We start from the raw sequence: 25002 nt of genomic DNA, 5'->3' as shown, positions 1-25002 counted from the left end.
GCGGGGCGATTTGCGGACAACCCAATCAACTACTCCATTTTATAAATCATGTTGCGGTAGTTTAACTATATTACCCGATTTACGCGCACAAGTATTAAATGAAGGGTTGTATGTAGCACGAATTCACGAAGGCGTATTTCAATTAGATACACCCGCCGATTTTCAACCAAAAGTGTGGTAGCATAAAATAAACGATTCAATTTTTGACAATTGGTGATGAATGGAACAGCGGTTTTTTTCGTGATACCGCCTCACCGCAAAAAGAGAGAGTCAGCCGAGCTGTTTGGCGACCAATTGACAGTACGCAATGCCAATGCCGCTCGATTGGCTTAAACTAGCACCTCACAAGGTGTCCGCCCCGCGCTTGAATTGACCACCACCACCCCAACTTAATTAACCCCATTATTCACGCAACACGATTCGCAATTATGACTGTTTCCAATCCCGCCCCCTTTCCACTCACCCCGTCACGATTAGAATTATTTCCCGTCGCATTTTTCTCCATCATTTTGGGATTAACCGGCGTCTCCCTTGCCTGGCAAAAAGCGCAAATCTTATTTGCATTTCAACCCGACATGGCCGGCGGCCTACGTTGGGTGGCACTCGGTTTATTCATTCTCACCACCAGCGTCTATTGCCTCAAGTTCATTCGCTACCGTGACACTGTCATTGCCGAATTCACCCATCCTATTCAGGTCAACTTCTTCCCAACCATTTCGATGAGTTTATTATTACTCGCCGCCGCCTTCCTGCCATCGCTACCCATCTTAGCAACGGGATTTTGGCTGATCGGCACTGGGTTACATTTAATCCTCACGCTCTACATTATGAGCGTCTGGTTACACCACAATAAATTGGATATTCACCACATCAACCCCGCGTGGTTCATTCCCATCGTCGGCAACGCGCTCGTCCCATTAGCCGGCGTTCCATTAGGCTATACCGAATTATCATGGTTTTTCTTTAGCATCGCCATGCTCTTCTGGCTCGTATTATTAGCCATCATCTTTTACCGCGTGTTATTCCACAACCCACTCCCTGACCGCTTAATGCCGACCTTTTTTATTCTCATCGCGCCACCCGCCGTTGGATTTATCGCCTACGCCCAATTAATTGGTTTAATGCAAACCAGCGATCTTGATGCCTTTGGGCGCATTCTGTATTACAGCGGGCTATTTTTAACACTGTTATTAATCACGCAAGCGCAACGCTTTGCGCGTATTCAATTTTATTTATCATGGTGGGTGTATTCATTTCCACTCGCGGCCATTACCGTCGCCACCATCATCATGTTTCAGGTCACGCAATTAACGGCCTTTGCCGTCATTGCGTGGTGTTTGTTAACTTTCGTCACGTTAATGGTGGTGTTTTTATTGTTTCGCACTGCCCAAGCGGTCGGTGCTGAAAAAATCTGTGTGCCGCAGGTGTAATAAACCGCCGCCCTCAAACATTGATCGTTCCCAGCGGCCGCGTGGGAACGCGATCTTTTGTGACCAATCAATACTTTCAACCACAGCACTGTTGGCACTTGATAATTCACCATTAGTCACCAAATAGTGTATAACCAACAACACGCCGTGTTGTTTTCATTCACGCCGCAATTAAAAAATCACAGGATCATTCCACTATGCGTATTGCAGTTTCCAGCCAAAACTTCCGCACCATCACTGGTCACGCGGGCAAAAGCCGTCGTTTTATTGTGTATGAAGTTGCCGCTGACGGCGCACAAGAGGTCGAACGGCTTGATTTACCAAAGAAAATGTCATTGCACGATTATCACGAAGCCGATCATCCGCTCTATCAACTCAAGCTCGACGCCATCTTGACTGGCGGGGCGGGCGCGGGCTTTATGCAGCGCATGGGGCGGGCGGGTATTCAGGTGATTGCCACCAGCGAAACCGAAATTGAGACCGCGCTGGCAGCATTGGTAGCGCAGCGCCCACTTCCGCCGGCGGCGCCGCATGATCACGAGCATGAACATGACCACGATCACGACGATGATGACGATGCCGACCCTGACACGGCGGCGGATCCACGTTTGGCGGTCGCGGTGGGCGCTGACCACGAGTGTTGCGGCGGTCACGAGGAGCGTTCGCAAGAAGAGTGCGATGAACGCCACGCCACGCCCGCGGAGCAGGGCGGTTGCGGCTGCGGGCATGGTCGCCACCAGCATGGCAATGGGCGTCACCAGCATTAATCCCGCCCTGTTGTTTATTCCTCTGGCTATTAAGTGCTTATTTGATTGTTCTTAATGCGCCAGCGTGGAACGATCAAAACTAGATTAGGATAGATTTCTCCCTCTCCCGCTGGGAGAGGGAATTAAGAACCACACTCCCCGCGCTCGATTTATTCTCAATCCATTCCGCATCTTATTAAACCATCCGCAAATGTGCTGGTGAATGGCCAACAAATCCTATTCTGACTCCACCTGGGATTTCATTGGCGTTAATACCAAAGAATCCACGCATTGTTTTCATGCGTACCCAGCCATGATGATCCCGCAAGTTGCCGAGCGTTTAATTGCACAACACGGCCAACATGCCAAGTTATTATTCGATCCCTATTGCGGCACCGGCACCTCATTAGTCGAGGCTAATCGCAAAAATATTCACGCCATTGGCACGGATTTAAATCCACTGGCGCGCCTCATTGCACAGGCAAAAACGACACCACTCAATCTACAGGTGTTGGATTTATATTTAAAAGACTTTAGTGATTACCTGTTTTCTATTCTGTTTGATATTCACAAAATCAGCGTTGTCACTCCGAACATTAAAAACATAGATTACTGGTTTTCGCCACCCGTTCAAACACAACTGGCGGTGGTGAATACTTTTATTAACGGCATTACCGATGAATCCATTGCCAATTTTTTCAAGGTGGCGTTTAGTGAAACAGTGCGCGAAAGCAGTTGGACGCGCAATGGTGAATTCAAACTGTTTAGAATGACGCCCCAGCAAATGCAGCGGTTTAATCCCGACGTGTTCGGTTTAATTCAGGGCAAATTAGCCCGCAATAAACGGGGATTAAAAGCGTTGCTGGACATGCACTGCACCGCGACCAGCCGAGTCTGTGCATTTAATACCGTTGAACACATAGAACAGATTGAAAATGGCAGTGTTGATTTGATTGTCACCTCGCCACCCTACGGCGACAGTCGCACCACCGTCGCCTATGGTCAATTTTCCCGATTAGCGAATGAATGGCTGGGTATTGATGGCGCCGCTCACATTGATAATCAATTGATGGGCGGGCAAATAAAACGCACCGCTGCCGGTAGTTTATGTGAATTAGATGAATTTAATTCTGCAATGGAACAAATTGCCGCAATTGATGATAAACGCGCCAACGAGGTCAGCGCCTTTTATTGGGAGTATCAGCAATCCATTGAAAACGTTGCTAAAACAGTTAAACCGGGCGGGCATGTGTGTTACGTTGTGGGTAATCGTAAAGTGAAGGGCATCACTTTGCCGACCGATGAAGTGACTCGTTGTTTATTCGAGCGGCAGGGATTTGTGCATATTGAAACGGTGATCCGCAATATTCCGAATAAACGAATGCCGTCAAAAAATAGCCCAACCAATATCGTCGGCCGCACGGATTCGACCATGAATAACGAATACATTGTAGTAATGAAAAAGTGTGAATAGCGCGTTGAAAAAATCATTCCTGCGCCACCACGCAGGAACAATTAAACGACAGTCAACCAATTATGAACGCCGGAATAAACCAGCAACGTAGGCTTGCCATTTTCCCCGTCGCGGTTCTTGACCAGGCAATGGTTTCATTGGCGTAAATTGCGGGAACGTGACCTGCGGTTCTGTTGCATCAGCTTTATAAATCCGCACCCGCAAATCAAACCACGCCGCCTGTCCAGTCACCGGATCTGAATTAGAAAACCGCGTTTCATCATCCCCGCCGGGTAATTCTTCACCAATGAGATGATTTAATAAAAAGCCCTGCTGTGATTCATCCGCTTGCGGTGTTAAACCCCATGCCCCCGCCGCTTTACCAATTGCATTCCACGTCCACACCGTTCCCGGCTCCACGGCTTCAGAAAAGCGACATTGACACCGCACCCGCCCTAAATGCGATTCCACCCAAATCCAATCGCCATCATCAATCCCATGCGTTACGGCAAAACGCGGATTCACAAACAAATAATTATGGCTATGAATCTGTCGCAACCACGCATTTTGACTATCCCAACTATGATACATCGCCATTGGGCGTTGCGTTAAAGCGGCTAATGGATACCGGCGTTTATCAATTAAACTTGTCTCCAATGGTTCATAATAAAACGGCAATGGATCAAAATAGGTAGCAATGCGTTGACGCAAGCGATCTGGCGGTTGCCGTCCGGCACGTTTCCCTAATGCAGCGGAACGAAACCGTTGCAAAACTTCTGAATAAATATGTAATGTAATTGGCTCTGCCCAGCGGGTTAACCCATGCGCCCGCGCCCAATGCAAATAGCCTTTATTCCAATTGCGCATGTATTGATAACTGCGCGGCAATTCGTGATGATACACGCAATTATTTGCCGCATATAATTCCCATTGTCGCGGATTGGGTTCGCCTTTTAAGAACTTCTCACCAAACTCACCGCGCCAGCCGGCAAGAAAACCAATGCCCGACCCGGGTGACGTTTCATAATTGACAATAAAATCGGGATAATTGCGATATTTCGGCGTCCCGTCTGCTTTAACAAAAGCTGGCAATCCTAATCGCCCACCCAATTCAATTAACACCTCCTGGAATGGACGGCATTCACCTTTGGGCGGTAAAACGGGAATACGCACCGAATCCACTGGCCCATCGAATTCAGAAATGGGGCGATCAAGCATAGAAAACACGTCATGCCGTTCTAAATAAGTCGTGTCAGGCAATACCAAATCGGCAAAGGCCACCGTCTCCGATGAAAAGGCATCGCACACGACTAAAAACGGAATTTTATAATCGCCATTCTCATCTTTATCGGTCAGCATTTGGCGGGTGCCAACCGTATTCATTGATGAATTCCACGCCATATTTGCCATAAATAAAAATAGCGTATCAATGCGATACGGATCGCCGCGCCACGCATTGGTAATGACGTTGTGCATTAACCCATGCACTGACAATGGATAGTCCCATGAAAATGCCTTATCAATTCGCACCGGTTCGCCATTATCATCAACAAATAAATCTTCGGGGCGCGCCGGCCAACCTAATGGTAAACCATCTAATGGCGTATTCGGTTGTACGGCATCAGGATGATGCGGCGGTTTTGGACACGGCGGAATAGGGCGCGGGAATGGAGCGCGATGGCGAAAGCCCCCCGGCCGATCAATCGTGCCTAATAATGTCATTAAAATCCCGAGCGCCCGAATGGTATGAAAGCCATTAGAATGCGCTGCTAATCCGCGCATGGCATGAAAAGCAACGGGATTACCCGTCACCGATTGATGTTCATTATCCCAGCAATCCGTCCAAGTGATAGGTAATTCGATTTTTTGATCCCGCGCCGTAACGCCCATTTCTTGCGCTAATCGTCGAATAGTCTCAACTGGAATACCAGTAATGCCTTCCGCCCATTCCGGTGTATAGGGTTCAACCCGCTCTTTTAATAATTGAAACGACGGTTTGACGGCCGTGCCATTCGGTAATGTATAATTACCCATTAAACGCGGATTGGCATCACGACTGCGCGTTAATATCGGCCCGCGATCACGATCCCACCACAGTTTATTTTCGGGATCACTACAACCCTCCGTCACGGTTGCATCAAGATCACGACAAAACAATCCGTAATCATCACTACTTGCATCATCATTGACCAATTCGGCCGCATTGGTGTACTGCACTAAAAACTCACGGTCAAACAACCCCAGTCGAATGATTTCGTGAATTAACGCCAATAACAAAGCGCCATCGGTGCCGGGTTTAATTGGTACCCATTCGTCCGCAATGGCTGAATAACCCGTGCGAATAGGATTGATGGAAATAAACCGCCCGCCGTGCCGTTTGAATTTAGACAACGCAATTTTTAATGGATTGGAATGGTGATCCTCAGCCGTGCCAATCATCACAAACAATTTAGCGCGCTCTAAATCTGGCCCACCAAATTCCCAAAACGAGCCGCCAATCGTATAAATTAAGCCCGCTGCCATATTGACCGAACAAAAACCACCGTGCGCAGCATAATTCGGCGTACCGAATTGTTTAGCAAATAAACCCGTGAGCGCTTGCATTTGATCGCGTCCGGTGAACAATGCAAATTGTTTTGGATCAGTGGCGCGAATTTTCGTTAACCGTTCTTGCAATAATGCGAAGGCTTCATCCCAAGAAATCACCTCAAATTCGGATTCACCGCGTAGCGCATTAGCCTTACGTTTTAATGGCTGTGTTAATCGCGCAGGCGATATTTGCTTCATAATACCGGATGAACCTTTTGCACAGATTACACCGGCATTTAATGGATGATTTGGGTTGCCTTCAATATACCGCACTTCGCCATCGCGTAAATGAACACGAATTCCACAGCGACACGCGCACATATAGCAAGTCGTTTCTTTTATTTCACTGCGGCCAATATCACGATCAGAACGGGCGGCGGGATCAAGCATGGCAAACCTTTAATTAATGAGTGAATGAAAATCAAGAAATATTGACATGACCTAAACTATTTAAATGACAAGCCTAACGGATTAAGCGGATCCACGCCATCCATAAATGGAATACGGCGATCACTGTGCGTCACGCGATAAATTAAACCCATCCAATTATCCATGACACCTTCAGCAGTATCTTGCCAAGTATTATCCAATCCGGCTGCAATGCGCGCTTCTGGAAACTCTGGCGGCGTTTGTCTATGTATTAAACAGTATTCAACGCGCTCACGATATTCGGTTAAAATCGCTTTAATTTTGACGCTAAAAATATGGTCAGGAAATGGGGGATAATTATCACGGTCACTGCTAATAAAGCGGCGAATTTCACGTTTATATTCTTTTAATAAAGAGATGGTGTCGTATTCGGGATGCCCTTGTAGCATGATTAATCTTAATCCATCGTCACTGACGGCAAGATGTACCCCGGCCATTGCGCTTTCTGCTAATACATGGCATCCTACTGCTTCAAATTGCGCCCGCGTAATTTCATTAAATCTTGAATGCGGAACATCAAATAACGTATTCACATTGCTGACCAACGGATGATAACGTGCCACGACTCGATGCGGATAGACACCCCAGCGTTTGAATCCTAGTGGACGGCGCTGTTGATTATAACGGAACTGCATGACGGCGTGCGTTGCTAAACAAGAACACACGGTAGAAGTAACTTGTGTTGTTGCCCAATCTACCACTTCTTTTAATGGTTGCCAAAATGGTTCTTGAGATAAGTCTGCCCCGGCAACATTCGCTCCAGTAATAATAAGTGCATCTAGTCCTTGTGTTTTAATTTCATTAAATGACTCATAATAACGCTTAATATACGCCATAGTTTCTGGCGAACGTTGTAGTCCATCTAATGAAAATGGATGCACATAAAACTGGGCAATTTGGTTGCTTTGACCAATTAAACGGAAAAATTGCCGCTCGGTTGCTGTTAATGCGGTATCCGGCATCATATTTAATAAGCCAATATGCAATTCCCGAATATCCTGTTGTAATGCACGGTCAGACTCTAAGATATTCTGACCATCTCGACGGAGGCGTTCAAAAGTTGGAAGGGCGTTATGTGCAACCAGTGGCATAATGAACAGCTAATTAAAACATGCGTGATGTGACACGCTTTAATTGATTTCTATCGCGTATGGGCGTTGCCTGATACATTAGATAGACATGACTTTCCCGACTATGACAGAGACCCCCTCTATCTAAGCACCGTCATGGCTAGACAGTCTGGTTACGGGTAGCGCAGTGATGGTTGCGAGCCATTGTAAAACAATGTTAACAATACGCCCATTGATCCCCAAACTCAAGCAGTCATATTGTGTAATGTTGAATGATACGCTTCACAATATACATTAAAAATGCAAACAGGTTAATTAACATCGCATTGATGTGATGTATTAAGTTGAATAATACGTTTCTGCTTTAGTAACTTAACTTTCACATGGCTGGCTAAATCTATGACGATTTCTATTTTGTCATTTTGGTCACAAGCTGAACTATTATCATTCAGCTGTACAGCGATTGTGCCGCTTATTCTTGCTGTATGTTTACAATTATTCCGGCGTTACTTGCAACTGTGGCTATTACAATTAATTCCTCTGGTACTGTTAACAAGTGTCATAATTAACGTATTTATTAATTGGTATCAAATCAATAGCCACTTGTTACCATTTATTAGTAGCAACGCTGTATTATTAATGACAGCATTATTGTGGCGGCGCGGCGAAGATGTTTTTCAACCGCAGCGCCATGCAATCTGGCTGCTGTTATTAGCAACCGTGATGGCACTTCTATTACAAATCCATACCGCTTTCTGGCTTTATTTTGGCACAGAGTTGGTGGTACTTTGCGCCATTATGTTACTAGTAACTTTATTAACAGCTCAATCCAAAAAAGTTATTATCACTCAATTACAGAGTTGGGTGTTGCTAATTAGTTCTCTGCTCATGTTAATTGGTTTGCTACTCGTCATCGGGCAACCAGATCTATTAACAATATCGTTAGCAAGCGGGGCTAACTTCGTAATATTAGGCATTGGAATAAAAATAGCGATCTTATCGCAACACGCATGGCGATTGGCAGCAATTGGCACACTTACTGCGGCGCGTATCAGCATTTTTCTTGGCGTATTATTACCAATTGTTTTACTCATTGCGCTTGCACAGTGGTTAGATGATGGTGTCATGCCGCTGTTGACTTTATTAGGCATTCCGTTATTAACAACAGGGTTTTTATTGACACGAACTTATCAAAACATCTTGCAGCTATTAATTGTAACAAGCCTTATTCAGTTGGGTTTGTTCGCATTGATAATAGCAATCGCCAACACAAATGGATTGGCACTTTTTTGGGCATCACATCAAGCCTTAATCATCATCACATTATTTGGGCTTACCTTTCATTGGCAAAATACTACAGGCTATCGTACTCAAATTAAGTATCATACACCGCTTGCAACCGCCGTTTTTATTTTATTGTTGTTATCACTGCTTGGTATCCCACCGTTGCCAGGTTTTTGGTTACAACTCTGGTTGGTGTTTAGTATTGCACACCAAGCAAATGGGGTTCAATTAACAATGTTAATAACGATTTTAATCGCCATTCTCGGAATAGCGTTTGTTTGGATATACTATGTGTGTAGTTTATTTAAATCAAGAAAGCACGCCTATTTAACAAAAAATAAAAACAAACTGACATATACACATCACGCCAACAAAAATGATTTAATTCAATTATGGCAGGCAACCCAATTTTCACACTGGTTAGACATCAGCTTTGCCAGTGTAATTGCCACGCTGTTCGTTTTATTACCAATTGGAATGCTTTGGTATCTAATCAGTATTAATGGTCATTTAATAAATATTAATACATGGGATTATCTTATCGAATTATTAACAATAAGTCGCTGGCAATCATTTAATCCACTGAATGCGTTATTAATCACTGGATGTTTGACAATCGGGTTGGCTATTTTTGTTGGACGTTGGCGCTGGTCGCTCAAAGTATTAGTGTTTGGGTACGCAATGCAATTTTGGTTTTTAACTCAAACAGGCATATTATCAAGAGAAACTATTGAAGCAATTTGGACCGTCAATTTACCTATCCCGTTGCCGATCAACGAATCATTTTTTACATGGCGCTATGATGGCCTCGCTTGGTTATTTGCGTTATTAATTATTGGTACAGGGTTTATTTGTGCTTGGATATTAGCGGCCGATTCATATTGGCAAAACAGTAAAACCTCACAAACCATTCATGGTATTGTGGTGGCGTTGGCGGTTCACGTCACAGCCATATTGTTTTTAATCGGCAGCCATAATTGGTTGACCTTTTTCCTGAGTTGGGAATTGGTCAGTTGGTCAGCATGGTTTATGACTTTCAATTCTAAAAATATCACCTGGTTATGGTCCATACGTCAATTATTCCCAATGCTAACGAGTTCATTAATATTGTTAGTCGCAATTGCTTTTTGGTTGGCAACGACGGGCAGTTTAGATTTACCTTCTCACTATACAGCATTGACAAACTTGACTGCTGTACAAATAACATCATTAGTCATTTTATTCGGAAGTGCTTTTACATTACGCATGGGTTTAATCCCCTGGGCGCATTGGCAAATACCCGTCCATCGCTATACCGATGCACCTACTGTTATCGTTTTAACCACTGTGACCGCCCGCCTCGGTTTATTTGGTATTGTTATCGCAATTCTTGTTCCATTTAGTTATGAAAAATTGCTCTCTATTAGCTGGTTATTTACTTGGTTAAATCTGCACAATCTATTGGTCAGTAGCGCTACACTGACAATTGGCATTGCTACCCTAGTTGCATTTAGACAGCGCGACGTTTGGGCAGCTTGTGCGTGGTTAGGTATTGCGCAGGCAGGCTATCTATTATTAGGTTTATTGACAAATAGTCGAGTGGGTAATACGGGCAGTTTATTGCATTTATTTGCCGATGCGTTAGCGTTAAGTTTGTTATGGTTGGCTGTGATGGCTATTACACGGCAAAGTGGCGCGACATCATGGCAACAATTCGGTGGATTGGCAAAACAAATGCCATTTACAGCAGCGGTTATTTTAATCAGCGCTGCCAGTTTAATTGGTTTACCATCGACAGTCGGTTTTATTTCTAAATGGTTTATCTATCAAGCATTATTTACAAATGGTTGGATTATTTCAGGATTGATTGCAATTCTTGGCAGTCTTGCCACTGGCCTAGTTTTGTATCGTATCATCATACGTTTATGGCAAGCACCTATAGAAACACCACCGCTTGTAGTGCGTGAACTACCACATAGTTTATTAGCACCATTATTAGGTTTGGCAACACTGATTTTATTCGCTGGGATTTTCCCAGATGCCGCATTACATTGGGTGGCAATTGCACAACAGCGATTAAATTAAAAAATGTCTTACTGATGTGCAGTATCGCATTATTTATACCATCTAATAAGATGCGAATGTTCAACGCCCACACTTGGCTCGTCCTATCAACAACAGGATTAGCACTGGTAACGCAATTGAGTTTATCGGCACAGTTAATTGCATCTGCAGAATTGGCACAAATCATTGCCAAATATGGTAGAAGTGCTGGTCAGCGAGTGGCACAATGGCAAGTATTGATGAATCATTCATCATTGGCGACTGATGAAGAGAAACTCCAACGGGTGAATGACTTTTTTAATCAAATACGCTTTATTGATGATGCGCATCACTGGCGAAAAGAGGATTATTGGGCAACACCGTTAGAGTTATTAACAACTCATGGCGGTGATTGCGAAGATTTTGCGATTGCTAAATACTTTACGTTATTGGAGTTAGGTGTTGACGAAAATAAATTGCGGATGACCTATGTCACCGCAACGAATTATAACCAACCTCACATGGTACTGACTTATTTCGCTAAACCGAATGCGTCACCGTTGGTTTTAGACAATCTTAATCGGCAGATTTTGCCCGCGACTCAGCGTGACGATTTAGTGCCAGTGTATAGTTTTAATGGGACTGGATTGTGGATGGCTAAAACAATTGGCAGCGGCAAACAGGTGGGCAATTCAGCGCACTTAAACGCATGGCAAGAATTAAAACAGCGAATGCAACTAGACCTGTCATCGCACTGATATGGCTAGTCTAATTCTGGATTTAATAATTCTAAAATGTATGCTTGCGGTAATTGCCATTGCGTTGCCAATTGCGCCGGTGTGGCGTGACTAGCGCGTAGAGTTGCAATAAAGTCAGCGAGGTTATCTGGCAAGGGTGCAGCCGATGATAATGGAATTAAAGCAGGTGAATATTTATTCGTATACCCGCGTGGAGTTATCATTAGTTGGTCATGGTGAATACAAGTTTGGCTATTACCAATCAATACCGTCGTTAGCATGTCAAGTTCACATTCATTCAGCAACTCTAATGTGCTGAAGTGTACATGTTGATTCGCACGATAGGCGGCTCGAATACAAGCAACTGGTGTGGTTGGCGAGCGCTGTGCTAATAATAACCGCTGCGCTTCTTGAATATGACGAGTGCGGCTGCCGCTGCTGGGATTATACAATGCAATCACGAAATCAGCCAATGCAGCCGCGTGTAAGCGCCGTGCAATGATTGGCCACGGCGTTAATAAATCTGATAATGAAATGGCGCAAAAATCATGGCTCAAGGGTGCGCCAACTAATGCCGCGCAAGTGATTAAAGCCGTTGTACCTGGAATAACCTCAACGCGAATGCCGCTATTGGGTTGCCAACCCTGCTGTATGAGTAATTCAAACGTCAAACCGGCCATGCCGTAAATGCCGCTGTCGCCTGATGAAATGAGCGCAACCGTCCGCCCCGCGTGCGCATGTTCAATCGCCAATTGGGCGCGTTCTAATTCAGCCGTCATCCCGCGCCGAATCACAACTTTATCGCTAATTAAATCGGCAATCAGGCGTAGATAGGTGGTGTGACCAACAATGGTATCGGCGAGGTTAATTGCGCTAATGGCTTGACCAGTCATTTGCGCTCGCCCGCCCGGACCAATGCCAACCAAGAATAAATAACCCGACTGCGTGTGATGGTTCATGCAAGATTTAACAATATTTTTTTATTCAACAGTCATTGCAGCAATCGACACGGTGACATGATGTCCACTCGCCGCTCGCCAGCGATATTTCTCTAATTGTAATGCGGTGTTATTCGCGCCAGCATGGGCTGCTAATAACGCAGCAGCCGCACTCACACTCGGCGTTTGCATATAATGACGCACGGTTTCTGATGGTTGGGAAACAGTCACTTGCGCTAATTGCGCGGCGGAATAATAATAAACTGGCCATTGATAATGGGCGGCTAACTCAATTAAACCCAATTCATCTGCTTTGCGATCAATGGTCGCCATCACGGCAATTTGATTACGCTCGGCACCAATTAACGTCAGCGCCGCATCAATTGCTTGATCGAGCGCCGCAAACGCCGTGCCACGATCGCAGCCAAGTCCGAGGGCAAGGCGCGAGCGGGATAAATCGGGTAATTGCGGGTTCAATTAGACTGGATGTTGGCGCAACGGTGATAATTCAAGCAAAGCGCGTGCCTGTTCGATGACGCGCAACGCGGTATGCCGATCAAGCGCCTCAAGCCACCGCGCTGGTAACGCGCTCGACCCGTACAGCGCCCCCGCAATCATACCGACAATTGCGCCGGTCGTGTCCGCATCGCCGCCACGATTGACGACATCAATTAAGGCTTGCTCAAAATTATCAGTAGAAACAAGCGTTTGGAACACCGCCCGCAGGGTTTCGACAATAAACGCACTGGGATTTTCTTCGCGCTTGCGCTGATAGGCAAACTGGTTATCCGTCGCCACCAACGCATCGGCATGTTGTTGTAATATCGGCAATTTTTCGCCAAGCAACGCCGCTTGCACCATTTGAATCACGCACTCGCACCCGTGATCCGACTGCGCGTTGTGGTGGGTGATGTGCGCTTGCAACTGATTCGTTTGTACAACAGTCGCCAGATCAGCGCCCAGCGTCGCCAATGCAACGGGCAGGCAGCGCATACACGCCCCGTTGCCAGCATCGTATGTATTTTCTGGGACACAAGTGGCGCCGGTGCGACGGTAATACGCAATGCCGCGCCGTACAGTGTTGCCAATATCCACCGGTTTGGTGCGCATCCACGCGCTGAATGCCTCGGCGGCGGCGACCGCATCCACTTGACCGCATTGCAAAATACTGTCGCCCAACGCCAAACTCATTTCAGTATCATCCGTGACCTGACCGCGTTTCAAATGCAACCACCCGCCGCCAATCAATTCACGATGTTCGCCGTATTGCGCTTTAATTTCACGCGGCGTTAAAAACTCAACCGTTGCACCAAAGGCATCACCAATAGCTAAACCTAAATACGCACTAATAGCGCGCTGTTCCAACTCATTAGTGGCAGCAATACCCGCTAATAATGGCGATTCACGACGGCGAATTAAAACATGCATGATAATCTGAACATACGGCACAGGATGGAGCGCGGCATAAATAAATCCCCTCAGCGTCACACAATTGTTTATACAAAAAGCGTTTCCATTTCATATCCTTTGTATTGCGGGCAGCGAGCGCCGGGAAATTACGCCGCATGAGATCAGTTAAATCTGCGCGTTGCCATAAACCTAAATCATACCACAAATGATCGTTCGCTAAACAACCAGCGGCAATGACATGCGCCATCCAAACCTCAGATGGTGATGCGCCCGCCTTATCCATTAACATTAAACGCACTAATTCATCTGCTTCATCGCGCCGCTGTATTGGGAATGGGCGTTGAATGTTCGGTTCATTACCAAGATTTAATCCAGGAAAATGATAACGCATTAAACAGTGAAACGCCGCCGGTTCTAATCCTAACCAATCAGGCAGTGCATTGGTCACGGCGCAGAGACTAGAAATCATGCAGGCAAAAACATGATCGTTACCCCAACCCGCCGCATGTTGCATCAATTGCGCATAGCGAATTGCGGCAGAGTGATTTGTCTCAAGCGGAGCAGACACGGCGGCTATCATAGCAGCGGTTTTTAATACTCGACGAGGATGTCTTCGTCGCGCACAATCATTTGACACGCCAAACGCCATTCACTCGGCATGTCATCAACGTGCAATTGGTCAATTTGATCTTGAGTTAATTTGCCCAACTGCTTTAGAACCGTCTGCTCTTTATCTGTCAAATAATAACCCATCCGCGCTTTATTATCTACACTGGTAACTCGCACCACGCAATGACCACATTCGCCATCTTGACAATCAAAATGCACTGGCACCTTATTTTCTTTTGCCAGTTTCAAGAGCGTGTCGGTGTGACTGCCAGCGACGGCATACACCGTTTTATCCTTATGATCGGGATTAGAAAAGGTCACAAGTGCCATAAATAACGACTCCATAAATGAATGAACACAATAAAAAACTCAACCACCGCCAGACGTTGTTTAACTTAATTAAGAAACAACGCCCGGCAGTGTATTGACTTGCTAGATCACGCGGTGCGTAATAAGTCAGGAATAGAATGCTTGCTTGACTGGGTTGATTGCTGCGTTGGGCGCTGTGCAATCAATTCACAGTAAACAGCCGTAAGCGCCGTGCTAATTGGTTGTTGCGCGTATTCACTATTCGGCGTGATGCGGGCGTTTTCTAATTGTTCCCACGCTTGATAACCAATGGTGGCACATAGCACAGCGTCACAACCTGCCAATGTATTAACCGTCATTTGCCCCGAGGCAGATAATGAGTTTGATGACTGTTGCCATTCATCATTATTGGTATTTAACTGCGCTGGACTCTTGCGTACACCAATCAGTTGACTGTGAGTCGCGGTGACGGTGTAAATTAAAAATTCACGCGCTTGATTAAAACTTGCATTCACCAATTCACCCCCCTGCGTTGCCACCGCCATTAATAAAGCAGGGGACGTGATTGCACTGGTTGGCGCTGAATTACGCAATGCTGTCAATGGCACTTGCGCGACGCTGGATTGTTGCAATGCGGCACGGTGTTTTTCAATATTGGCGTGTACTTCAGCACGCTGCCGCATTGCTGCGACATAATCAACTGATTGCGTTGCAATCGCTGCCAAATCAAATTCTGCATTACGATCTTCACCTAATAAACCCACCGCATCAGCGCGACATTGGCGGCAATGACGCATCATGCGCATATTGCCAGCACAGGCGGTTTGTAATGCAGTTAATTCATCGGCAGTTGGGCTGCGTTGACCATTTAATCCATACACGGTGCCATGCTCTGGCGCGGCAATGAGTGGCATGACATTATGTAAAAATGCGCCCTTTTCTTTAACCACGCGGCTTACTTCGCGCAAATGCTCGTCATTAATGCCCGGGATCATCACCGAATTAACTTTGACTAAAACACCGCGTGCCACCAGCATATCCAATCCCAATTGCTGTTGTTCAATTAAAATGTGTGCGGCATCCCGCCCTTTAATGCGGCGATGATTCCAAAAAATCCAGGGATAAATCTGCGCACCAATCTCAGGATCAAGGCAGTTAATCGTAATGGTAACGTGTTCAATATTGTATGCGCATAGCCGATCAATTAAACTTGGCAGCATTAATCCATTCGTTGAAATACACAATTTCAAATCAGGCGCTTGCTGACTTAATGCGTCGAGTGTGGCAAAAGTGCGGCGGGGATTAGCCAATGGATCGCCCGGACCCGCAATACCAACAACGGATAATTGTGGAATAGCGGTGGCAACCACCAGAACCTTTTGTATTGCTTGTTCGGGTGTTAATAATTCGGATACTACCCCCGGGCGCGATTCATTCGTGCAATCATATTTACGGTTACAATAATTGCATTGAATATTACAACCCGGCGCCACTGCAACGTGCATTCGCGCATAATGATGATGTGCATCTTCAGAAAAACAGGGATGATTATTCACTTTGGCGCGAATATTTGCCGGCAATTGTGCCAAATGCGCAGTTGAACTGCCGCACTGATTGGCTTTACAACCGCCAGCGGCATCTGGTGCATTATCAATAGCGACTGGTTTAAGATGGGTAATATTCATTAGGCATCCCCTTAAAAACTTTAACACCAAAATGCGGGTGCAAATTTAGCTTTATAGAGAATTAAAGCAAAGATTGTGCCTGATATGGGGATGGTGCTAACTGGTTGATTAAGAAAATAAATTATAAAAAAATGCGTGGCCATGTCACAAGTCGCACAAACAAAACGTGAGATTTTGTGCGTTATCGTCCGAACGATAAGAGATCATAATAAACTTATTATGATCAGGACGGTTTGTGAATGGATATTAGATTGCGGGACATCCGATGGAAAGACTAACTATTAAATAATCTTAATCCATCGGATGCATTTTTTAAAACAATACTTGCAATAGTTTACAAGTAAAAAGTTGCGTAGGTTAAATGGCTATTTATTTACCACTTAAAGCCAAAATTCATTTCTAGTTCCCATTGAGACATGGCAATTCTAATTGAATCAGCACCGCCTGAAAACGGCACTTTACATCCGCAAGTAACATCGTTTTCGGGTGCATACATAGCAGCAAGACTGATGTCTGTACTACGATTTAATTGCTTAGTCATGCCTAAAGTAAAGTGTTGTTCAATGACCGCCGGCGCGAGAACATTAAACATCACACCTTCTTCTGGTACGGGTTGTTTACCATAGCTATAACCGGCGCGTAATGTTAAATCAGATGTCAGTTCCCATTGCGTACCTAATTTGAATATAGTCATGTCACGCCAACCAAAACCAACACCTTTATCACCGCCTAAACAGTATTGAGTTTGCCCAGCCATACAGAGCATTAAATTATTGGTCATTGGATTAGCCAACGCATCCACATCGCTATACCAAATGTGTTGTACATCAAATGCTAAGGTCACATCGTGACGCGGTTTGAATGCAAGACCGACATTGAGGAATGGCGGAGCATCAAGATCACCCCCTTCGGCAAATAGATCGGCGTATTCATCAAATGCATTAAAGTCAATACGGGTTTGATAGGCAGCGCCGAATGACCATTGGTCGTTTAGTTTCCATAATCCGCCAATTTGTGCACCCCAACCGAATACGCCCTCACGTCCGTTATTACTCAACGCATCTGGATTGCCGTCAGCTGCCATACGACCAAACAGCATTAAACCTTTTGCCTTGAATTGCTGATAGGCCAATATCAATCCTGCACCAAACGAAAATTGGTCGGTGAGCTTTTGTGAATAATTCAAATTTAATGCTAGTTGCGCAAGATCAACACCTGCTGTTGCAGTGCCGGTCGTTGCACCACCATAGGTACCCAATCCATTTGTGGCAGCTGTTCCTAATAAACGTGTAGTATCATGTGAATTGTACGTTGTATTCATCCCACCATTGCCGTAAAGCGACACACCAATTGCACTAATATCATTTAATGGGTGTGTATAGGCAAAATGTGGAATTAAAAATAAATCCTTTTCACTTTCAACTGTGCCAGTGTAGTCGCTATTACTGCCAACTGGCACAGGCCAGGACGGCGCCATTTGGGCGGCTATTGCTTCTTGCGGGAATTGATTCGTAGAAGAGCGTTGGGTGTATTCACGATGTGGAACGAATAATGATGCGCCTATATCCATGCGCTGTCCTACCCAAACTGCACCGGCAACATTACTGGCTGAAATCATAGCATCCTGCGGTAATGCAACGCCGGCGCCTGCTAATCCTTTACTAATTGTGCCATACCCGTGTGATAAATAACCATTGGTTGCGTGTGTCAGGTTTGGCAATATAAAACCCGCGGCAGCAATAAATAATGTCGAGTGACGCATTATAATTGAATTCATCTGAATCCTCCAATATTTGGTAGTAGACGGGTAAAATAACAGCCATGTAATATGACTGTTTTGTTATTATTGATCATGCAGTTAATATCGCCTACCGGATACTCATGCAACAATGAGTATTTGTGCTTAACAGGTATGACGAATAGCATGAGGCGGACACTATATTCGTACCTGAAGTTAGGTACAGACAATGAAATCATTTCAAACTTGACAATGATTTTCGTCAATCAGTTTGTCAAGTTTGCTGGGATTTGTCAATCAAAAGCATACAAGTTTATACACAACGCTTACACACGACTTAATTCAGTTATCTTTTTAGTTATCGTCTTTTTTCAGTTGTTCAACCCGTAGCTGAGTGAAGTTGGCGACCAATTGAAACATAGGTTAATCCAGCGGTGGTGACGTGTTTGTAATCAAACAAGTTGCGCCCATCAAATAACACCGGTGTGCGCAAGGCAACACGAATGGCGGTAAAATCAGGACTGCGGAATTGACTCCATTCGGTTACAATAATCAAACCGTCAGCACCTTCTAATGCTTCCATTGGGTCATCCATTAATATTAATTCAGGACGTTCACCATAGATTCGCCTTGCTTCATGTGTTGCCACTGGATCGAAAGCGCGTACTATAGCGCCCGCTTGCCATAATTGTTCCATTAAACGGCGGCTGGCGGCTTCGCGCATGTCATCAGTATTAGGTTTGAACGATAATCCCCAAATTGCAAAGGTTTTACCTGTAAGGGCGTGATTAAAATACTGGTCAATTTTAGCAAATAACAACTCTTTTTGACGGTCGTTAACATCTTCAACTGCTTGTAATAATTGCGGTTGATAGCCGATGCCAGTTGCAGTGCGGGCTAATGCGCGGACATCTTTGGGAAAACATGAGCCACCATAGCCGCAGCCGGGGTAAATAAATTGATAGCCAATGCGTGGATCGGAGCCAATGCCAACGCGCACCATTTCAATATCGGCGCCGACGGCTTCGGCGATATTAGATAATTCATTCATAAAACTGATTTTGGTTGCTAACATTGCGTTGGCGGCGTATTTTGTTAATTCGGCCGAACGGATATCCATTAATACCAAACGGTCACGATTGCGATTAAACGGCGCATAAAGAGCGCGCAATAATTCGGCGGTACGCGGATTATCGGTGCCAATGACAATGCGATCTGGACGCATGAAGTCTTCAATTGCCGCCCCTTCTTTAAGAAATTCTGGATTGGAAACCACGTCAAATTCAATTGACATACCGCGTGCCGCCAAGGTGTCATTAATAGTTTGCTGTACCCGATCTGCTGTTCCTACTGGTACGGTGGATTTATCAACAATGATGCGGTATTGAGTTAAATGCTGACCAATGGTTTTTGCAACGGCTAAAACATATTGTAAATCGGCCGAACCATCTTCATCCGGTGGCGTACCAACTGCGATGAATTGAAATAAACCGTGATGAACACCGGCGACAGCGTCAGTGGAAAAAGTTAAGCGTCCAGCGGCACGGTTTTTTGCAATTAATGTGTCTAATCCTGGTTCATAAATCGGGACACCGCCGCTATTCAATAAATCAATTTTGCTTTGATCTACATCAATACATAACACATGATTACCCACTTCCGCTAAACAAGCGCCTGTGACTAATCCCACATAACCACTGCCAAAAATCGTAATGTCCACGTATTCAATTCCTCAAGGTGTTTTCATTCGGTGATGACGTGAGTCGAGTGCGGGCATGATGACTGCATATGTCAATTATTCCGTATATGATAGCCTGAATCTATCCCTGATTGAATCTAGCCGCAACGCGACGGTCGGCGTATCTTAGCGCACTGTTGCAATAGATGATTAAATGACGTGGCGATGTGATGCGCACCGTCAGTGAAAAGTTGGCTCGCAACCACAACTGCGCTACCCGCAACAAGTCCGTCCGGCAACGGCGGCGCTGTGCCAGAGAGGGTCTTTGCCACAGTCGGGAAGGTGATGCCTGTCGCTTTGACGCAACTGTGGCCATAACCGCACATGACAGGAACCACACCGTGCGCCGTGTGCGCACTCTCTTGATAGCAGGCAAGTCGAATGACGGAAATTGTCGCGACCAACGAGACCATTCTGGTCGTCGGCGGTGGCATCAGTGGCATGACCGCCGCACTGGAAGCCGCCGAGACGGGCAAACAGGTCGTACTGGTTGAAAAGCGTCCGTATTTGGGTGGACGCACCACGCAGTTGTATAAATATTTCCCCAAACTGTGTTTTCCAACCTGTGGGTTAGAAATTAATCAACGCCGCGCCCGAATGAATCCCAACCTCACTTTATTAACACTTGCTGAAGTGACGCGCATTGACGGGACGCCGGGGAATTATCAAGCAACAGTACGATTGCACCCGCGTTATGTCAATGAAAATTGCACCGCGTGCGGTGATTGTGCAACAGTGGTCAATACCGAATTTGCGGATGAGTTTAATTACGGATTAAGCCAACGTAAAGGGGCGTATTTGCCATATCGGATGGCTCAACCGCAACGCTACGTCATTGACCCGCGTATTATTGGTACGCCAGAAGCGGAGCAGGCAAAAGCCGCTTGTCAATACAATGCAATTGATTTAGACATGACGCCACAGGAAATCACTTTCCCCTGTGGCGCTATTGTTTGGGCGACCGGTTGGCAACCGTATGATGCGGCAAAAATCCAACCCTACGGCTATGATCGCATTGCCAATGTCGTCACCAGTGTTGAATTTGAACGCATGGCGGATCCGAATGGACCCTTTGGCGGTCAATTAGTCCGTCCATCCGATGGAAAGCCAGCGAAAAAGGTCGCGTTTATTCAATGCGCCGGCTCGCGTGATCGTAATCATTTATTACACTGCTCGCGGATTTGCTGCATGGCGAGTTTAAAACAAGCTACCTATGTGGCTGATGCGTATCAAGACGCGGCGGATATTCGGATTTTTTACATTGACATTCGGGCAATTGACCGCTTTGAAGACTTTTATAATAAAGTCAGCGCCATCCCGCAGGTCAAGTTTATTAAATCAAAACCGGCATCCGTTACCGTTGATAAAGATGGCAATCCGATTGTCAATGGCGTTGACACCGAAGGGTATCATCGTTATGCCGAACCATTTGATTTAGTGGTACTCGCCGTTGGAATGGAACCCGCCGTGCCAAAAGACGCATTCCCCGTCCCAATTGTGGTTAATCGCGCCGGCTTTATTGAAGCAGCACCAGAGAATGGTGGTGTATTCGCCGCTGGTGGCGCATCCGATGCACTCGATGTTAATCGCGCTGTGCAACATGCCACTGGCGCGGCATTAAGAGCGGTACAAGTTGTTAATCGGGTTCGCGGTGTGGGAGTATAAATTATTATGGCGGAACAAAAGAAATTAGCCGGTTATCTTTGCACCGGCTGCGGTATTGGTGAACGATTAGATGTTCAACAACTAACCACCATTGCCGTGCGTGAAGGTAAATTGGCCAGTTGTAAAACGCATCCAATGCTGTGCAGCGCAGAAGGCGTTAAGTTAATTCGAGATGATATTGACGCCGGCCAAGTCACACACATGATGATTGCCGGTTGTTCACGGCGGGCGAAAATAGAAGCATTTAATTTCCCCACCGTTGCTATTTCCCGCGCTAACTTGCGTGAAGGCGTGATTTGGTTGCGCCCCAATACCGATGCCAATCGTGAAACCACGCAAGAAATGGCGAATGATTATATTCGCATGGCGGCGGCAGAAATTAAGTTTATGTCGGTGCCAAAGTCATCTGGTCAACAGGAATTAAATAAACGGATTTTGGTCGTTGGCGGGGGCGTCACTGGCATGACTGCCGCATTAGAAACCGCCCGCGCTGGTTATCCCGTTCATTTAGTTGCCGAAGAAGCCCAATTGGGTGGCGTGTGGAATAACTTGTATAAACGAGTGCCATTCCGCGCCGCGGCCATTGATGTTGTGCGCAATAATGACGCTGATTTACCGCGACCGGAAGACCCGGGTATTGCTGATTTAACTGCGCAGATTAATGCGGAATCATTAATCACCGTGCATTTGAATGCGCGTATTGCCCGCACCAGTGGTGCACCGGGACGGTTCACTGCCGATATTGCAATTGAATCTGGTTCAACGGTGACGGAAAATTTCGGTGCAATTATACAAGCCACCGATTATAAACCCTATGATGCCAGTCAATTACCCGAATTTGGGTATGGCAAGCGCCCGGATGTGGTGACTAACTTTGAATTAGAAAAGTTAGCCAAAGAGGCGAATGGTGCGCCCATTAAACGCCCGAGTGACGGTAAAGAAGTCAGCTCAGTTGCATTTATTCAGTGCGCCGGTCAGCGATCAGAACAGCCGGGTCACTTGCCCTATTGCTCGGGATTTTGCTGCACTGAATCCATTAAACAGGCGCTCTATTTCCGTGAACAAAATGGTGCCGACGCGACCATTTTATTTACTGATATGCGCACACCAGGTGCCGCTGGTGAGGATTTCTATCGCTGCGGACAACAGTCAATGGTGACCTTTACTAAAGGCAAAGCCAGTGCTGTGGTGCAAAATGGCGCGGGATTGAAAGTCAAGTTTAAAGATTTAATTCTGGATGAAGATACCGAATTAGACTGTGATTTGGTGGTATTAGCAACGGGTCAAATACCGCATAATGGTCCCGATCCGTATGCGCAATTAGCGGTTGAAGAAGCGGAGAGTGAAGAAGAAAAAGCGGCAGCGCGGCTTAAATTAGAAAACGCCCCGCCGTCTATTCTCAATCTGGATTATCGGCAAGGCACGGATTTACCGCATTTGCGGCACGGCTTTGTGGATAGCCATTTCATTTGCTTCCCCTATGAAACGCGCCGTACTGGTATTTATGCCGCCGGCCCCGTCCGTCGCCCAATGGATATGAAACAGGCAATGGAAGATGCGGTTGGCGCGGCAATGAAAGCGATTCAAGCCGCCGAAAATGCAGCGCGTGGTGCCGCCGCACATCCGCGAGTAGGTGATTTAAGTTATCCGAGTTTCCGTAAAGAAGGTTGCACCCAATGTAAACGCTGTACGGTGGAATGTCCATTCGGCGCCATCAATGAAGATGAGCAAAAATATCCCGTGTTTAATGAATCACGGTGTCGGCGGTGTGGTACTTGCATGGGCGCGTGTCCGGTGCGGGTTATTTCATTTGAAAATTATTCAATTGATACCGTCGGGCAGCAAATTAAAAACGTGGAAATTCCAGATGAATTTTCCGAAAAGCCGCGTATTTTAGCATTAGCCTGTGAAAATGATGCGTATCCTGCATTAGATATGGCCGCACAGGCGGCGCGAACGGGCAATGGTATTGAATTAACACCCTTTGCGCGGGTTATTCCAGTGCGGTGTTTGGGATCAGTCAGTTTGTCATGGATAACGGATGCACTTAATTCTGGATTTGATGGCATTGTATTAATGGGTTGTCGCCGTGATGATGATTATCAATGTCATTTCGTGCGCGGTTCAGCAATGGCAGCCGAGCGTTTGAGTAAAGTCGGTGATACGCTCCAGCAATTGAAATTAGAAACCGAGCGCGTTGCCGTTTATGAAGTAGCAATTACCGATATTCACCGAGCGCCCCAGTTAATTAATGACATGGCGACAACGATTGAAAAAATCGGTATGAGTCCGTTTAAATTCTAAACAGTTACCGAGTTTTAGTCCAGTTGACTGCCCACGTCGTATCTTATTATTAACCGTCCAGTATATTTGCTCGTTTAATCAATGCGACTGGGTAGGCTGGAATAAAAAACGAATATGGTTTTGATTTGACAACTGCCAAATAAACAGCCAATTGGCAGTTGTTGTCTATGGAGATAATCTGATGGGCGACTTGAATCAAGCGATGATTGAAAAATATCGCACCAGCTTCCTCAAAGAGGTTGAAGCGAATGTCGAAGAAGGCGAATGGGTTAAAATGTGTATGCAGTGCGGCGTGTGTTCCGGCTCTTGTCCGCTCGGCAAATTTTGGAATCATCCGCCGCAAGAAATCTTTATGATGATTCGCGCCGGTAAGCGTGAAGAAGTATTAACTTCTGATGCAATGTGGATGTGTACTTCGTGTTATAACTGCGTTGTGCGGTGCCCCCGAGAAGTGCCAATTACGCATATTATGCACGGTTTAGCGCATTATGCAAAACGATTGGGACTAACACCTAAAAATCAACCGACGGCTGAGTTTGCACAACGATTTTGGAATAACTTGCTCAAAAAAGGGCGGGTGAATGAACTGAAATTGGGCGTCAGTTTATATTTTATGAATGGGATTGGTCCCGGGGTAAAAACCGCAATTAAAATGGCGCCGGTTGGTATTGGAATGCAACGCACTCAACGGATGTCAGCAATGGAGTTATTTGGCGGTCACGCTATTAAGGATTTAAAAGGGTTTCACGCTATCATGCAAAAAGCACAGGAATTAGAAGCGCTGCGTATTGCACAATACAGTGTTGCTCCACGTCCTACAGCTTAACCTGCGTTTTATTACCCTAA

Annotated in this window: 19 protein-coding genes; 9 read left to right on the top strand and 10 right to left on the bottom strand. The window is 45.8% G+C overall.

Going from position 1 to position 25002, the window contains the following annotated elements:
- Window positions 1-10: 10 nt before the first annotated feature.
- The 4 genes from HUK38_RS02085 to HUK38_RS02070 all read left to right on the top strand — a co-directional run bounded on the left by HUK38_RS02085 (window position 11) and on the right by HUK38_RS02070 (window position 3650).
- Window positions 11-181, top strand: a complete 171-nt coding sequence (locus HUK38_RS02085) for a hypothetical protein (RefSeq protein ID WP_182582127.1) — start codon at window positions 11-13, stop codon at window positions 179-181.
- Between the two features lie 247 nt (window positions 182-428).
- Window positions 429-1430, top strand: coding sequence for an SLAC1 anion channel family protein (locus HUK38_RS02080; protein WP_182582126.1), 1002 nt, complete (start codon window positions 429-431; stop codon window positions 1428-1430).
- A gap of 197 nt (window positions 1431-1627) precedes the next feature.
- The gene (locus HUK38_RS15485) at window positions 1628-2197 is read left to right on the top strand and encodes a NifB/NifX family molybdenum-iron cluster-binding protein (protein WP_182582125.1); all 570 of its coding nucleotides are present in this window, start codon (window positions 1628-1630) and stop codon (window positions 2195-2197) included.
- Window positions 2198-2399: 202 nt separating this feature from the next.
- A complete protein-coding gene (locus tag HUK38_RS02070; RefSeq protein ID WP_182582124.1) occupies window positions 2400-3650 on the top strand; it encodes a DNA methyltransferase in 1251 nt (416 codons plus the stop codon).
- Between the two features lie 60 nt (window positions 3651-3710).
- Here the strand turns inward: HUK38_RS02070 and soeA are convergent, their stop codons facing one another.
- The gene (soeA, locus tag HUK38_RS02065) at window positions 3711-6608 is read right to left on the bottom strand and encodes a sulfite dehydrogenase subunit SoeA (protein ID WP_182582123.1); all 2898 of its coding nucleotides are present in this window, start codon (window positions 6606-6608) and stop codon (window positions 3711-3713) included.
- Between the two features lie 56 nt (window positions 6609-6664).
- The gene (gene metA / locus HUK38_RS02060) at window positions 6665-7738 is read right to left on the bottom strand and encodes a homoserine O-succinyltransferase MetA (protein WP_182582122.1); all 1074 of its coding nucleotides are present in this window, start codon (window positions 7736-7738) and stop codon (window positions 6665-6667) included.
- 618 nt (window positions 7739-8356) lie between these two features.
- Here metA and HUK38_RS02055 point away from each other — a divergent pair.
- Together HUK38_RS02055 and HUK38_RS02050 are read left to right on the top strand one after the other, a co-directional pair.
- Window positions 8357-11065: a proton-conducting transporter transmembrane domain-containing protein gene (locus tag HUK38_RS02055; protein WP_182582121.1), complete on the top strand. Its 2709-nt coding sequence runs from the start codon at window positions 8357-8359 to the stop codon at window positions 11063-11065.
- Window positions 11066-11115: 50 nt separating this feature from the next.
- Window positions 11116-11781, top strand: coding sequence for a transglutaminase-like cysteine peptidase (locus tag HUK38_RS02050; RefSeq protein WP_182582120.1), 666 nt, complete (start codon window positions 11116-11118; stop codon window positions 11779-11781).
- 5 nt (window positions 11782-11786) lie between these two features.
- Here the strand turns inward: HUK38_RS02050 and cobJ are convergent, their stop codons facing one another.
- From cobJ to HUK38_RS02010, 8 genes are all read right to left on the bottom strand, one after another.
- Window positions 11787-12719 carry a precorrin-3B C(17)-methyltransferase gene (gene cobJ, locus HUK38_RS02045; protein WP_182582119.1) on the bottom strand — a complete coding sequence of 311 codons (933 nt, stop codon included), beginning with the start codon at window positions 12717-12719 and terminating at the stop codon, window positions 11787-11789.
- A gap of 21 nt (window positions 12720-12740) precedes the next feature.
- On the bottom strand, window positions 12741-13175 hold the full coding sequence (locus tag HUK38_RS02040) for a cobalamin biosynthesis protein (RefSeq protein ID WP_182582118.1): 435 nt from the start codon (window positions 13173-13175) through the stop codon (window positions 12741-12743).
- Window positions 13176-14126: an ADP-ribosyl-[dinitrogen reductase] hydrolase gene (draG, locus tag HUK38_RS02035; protein WP_182582117.1), complete on the bottom strand. Its 951-nt coding sequence runs from the start codon at window positions 14124-14126 to the stop codon at window positions 13176-13178.
- Complete coding sequence (locus HUK38_RS02030; protein WP_338065341.1) at window positions 14101-14676, bottom strand: nitrogen fixation protein NifQ; 576 nt, start codon at window positions 14674-14676, stop codon at window positions 14101-14103. The genes draG and HUK38_RS02030 overlap by 26 nt, the downstream gene beginning before the upstream one ends.
- A gap of 23 nt (window positions 14677-14699) precedes the next feature.
- A complete protein-coding gene (locus HUK38_RS02025; protein ID WP_182582115.1) occupies window positions 14700-15047 on the bottom strand; it encodes a 2Fe-2S iron-sulfur cluster-binding protein in 348 nt (115 codons plus the stop codon).
- 107 nt (window positions 15048-15154) lie between these two features.
- Window positions 15155-16711, bottom strand: a complete 1557-nt coding sequence (gene nifB / locus HUK38_RS02020) for a nitrogenase cofactor biosynthesis protein NifB (protein WP_182582114.1) — start codon at window positions 16709-16711, stop codon at window positions 15155-15157.
- Window positions 16712-17084: 373 nt separating this feature from the next.
- Window positions 17085-18488: an OmpP1/FadL family transporter gene (locus HUK38_RS02015; protein WP_238787360.1), complete on the bottom strand. Its 1404-nt coding sequence runs from the start codon at window positions 18486-18488 to the stop codon at window positions 17085-17087.
- Between the two features lie 340 nt (window positions 18489-18828).
- Complete coding sequence (locus HUK38_RS02010; protein WP_182582113.1) at window positions 18829-20169, bottom strand: nucleotide sugar dehydrogenase; 1341 nt, start codon at window positions 20167-20169, stop codon at window positions 18829-18831.
- Between the two features lie 399 nt (window positions 20170-20568).
- On the opposite strand from HUK38_RS02010, the gene HUK38_RS02005 reads away from it, so the two are divergent.
- The 3 genes from HUK38_RS02005 to HUK38_RS01995 all read left to right on the top strand — a co-directional run bounded on the left by HUK38_RS02005 (window position 20569) and on the right by HUK38_RS01995 (window position 24982).
- A complete protein-coding gene (locus HUK38_RS02005; RefSeq protein ID WP_182582112.1) occupies window positions 20569-21852 on the top strand; it encodes a CoB--CoM heterodisulfide reductase iron-sulfur subunit A family protein in 1284 nt (427 codons plus the stop codon).
- 6 nt (window positions 21853-21858) lie between these two features.
- Window positions 21859-24156 carry a hydrogenase iron-sulfur subunit gene (locus HUK38_RS02000; protein ID WP_182582111.1) on the top strand — a complete coding sequence of 766 codons (2298 nt, stop codon included), beginning with the start codon at window positions 21859-21861 and terminating at the stop codon, window positions 24154-24156.
- A gap of 181 nt (window positions 24157-24337) precedes the next feature.
- Window positions 24338-24982 carry a 4Fe-4S dicluster domain-containing protein gene (locus tag HUK38_RS01995; RefSeq protein ID WP_182582110.1) on the top strand — a complete coding sequence of 215 codons (645 nt, stop codon included), beginning with the start codon at window positions 24338-24340 and terminating at the stop codon, window positions 24980-24982.
- Window positions 24983-25002: the final 20 nt, after the last annotated feature.

Origin of the sequence: Thiospirillum jenense (genome assembly GCF_014145225.1) — a bacterium.
GTDB classification, from domain to species: Bacteria; Pseudomonadota; Gammaproteobacteria; order Chromatiales; family Chromatiaceae; genus Thiospirillum; species Thiospirillum jenense.
The sequence above is the reverse complement of the archived record's forward strand: the minus strand, read 5'-3'. Positions and strand labels throughout refer to the sequence as shown.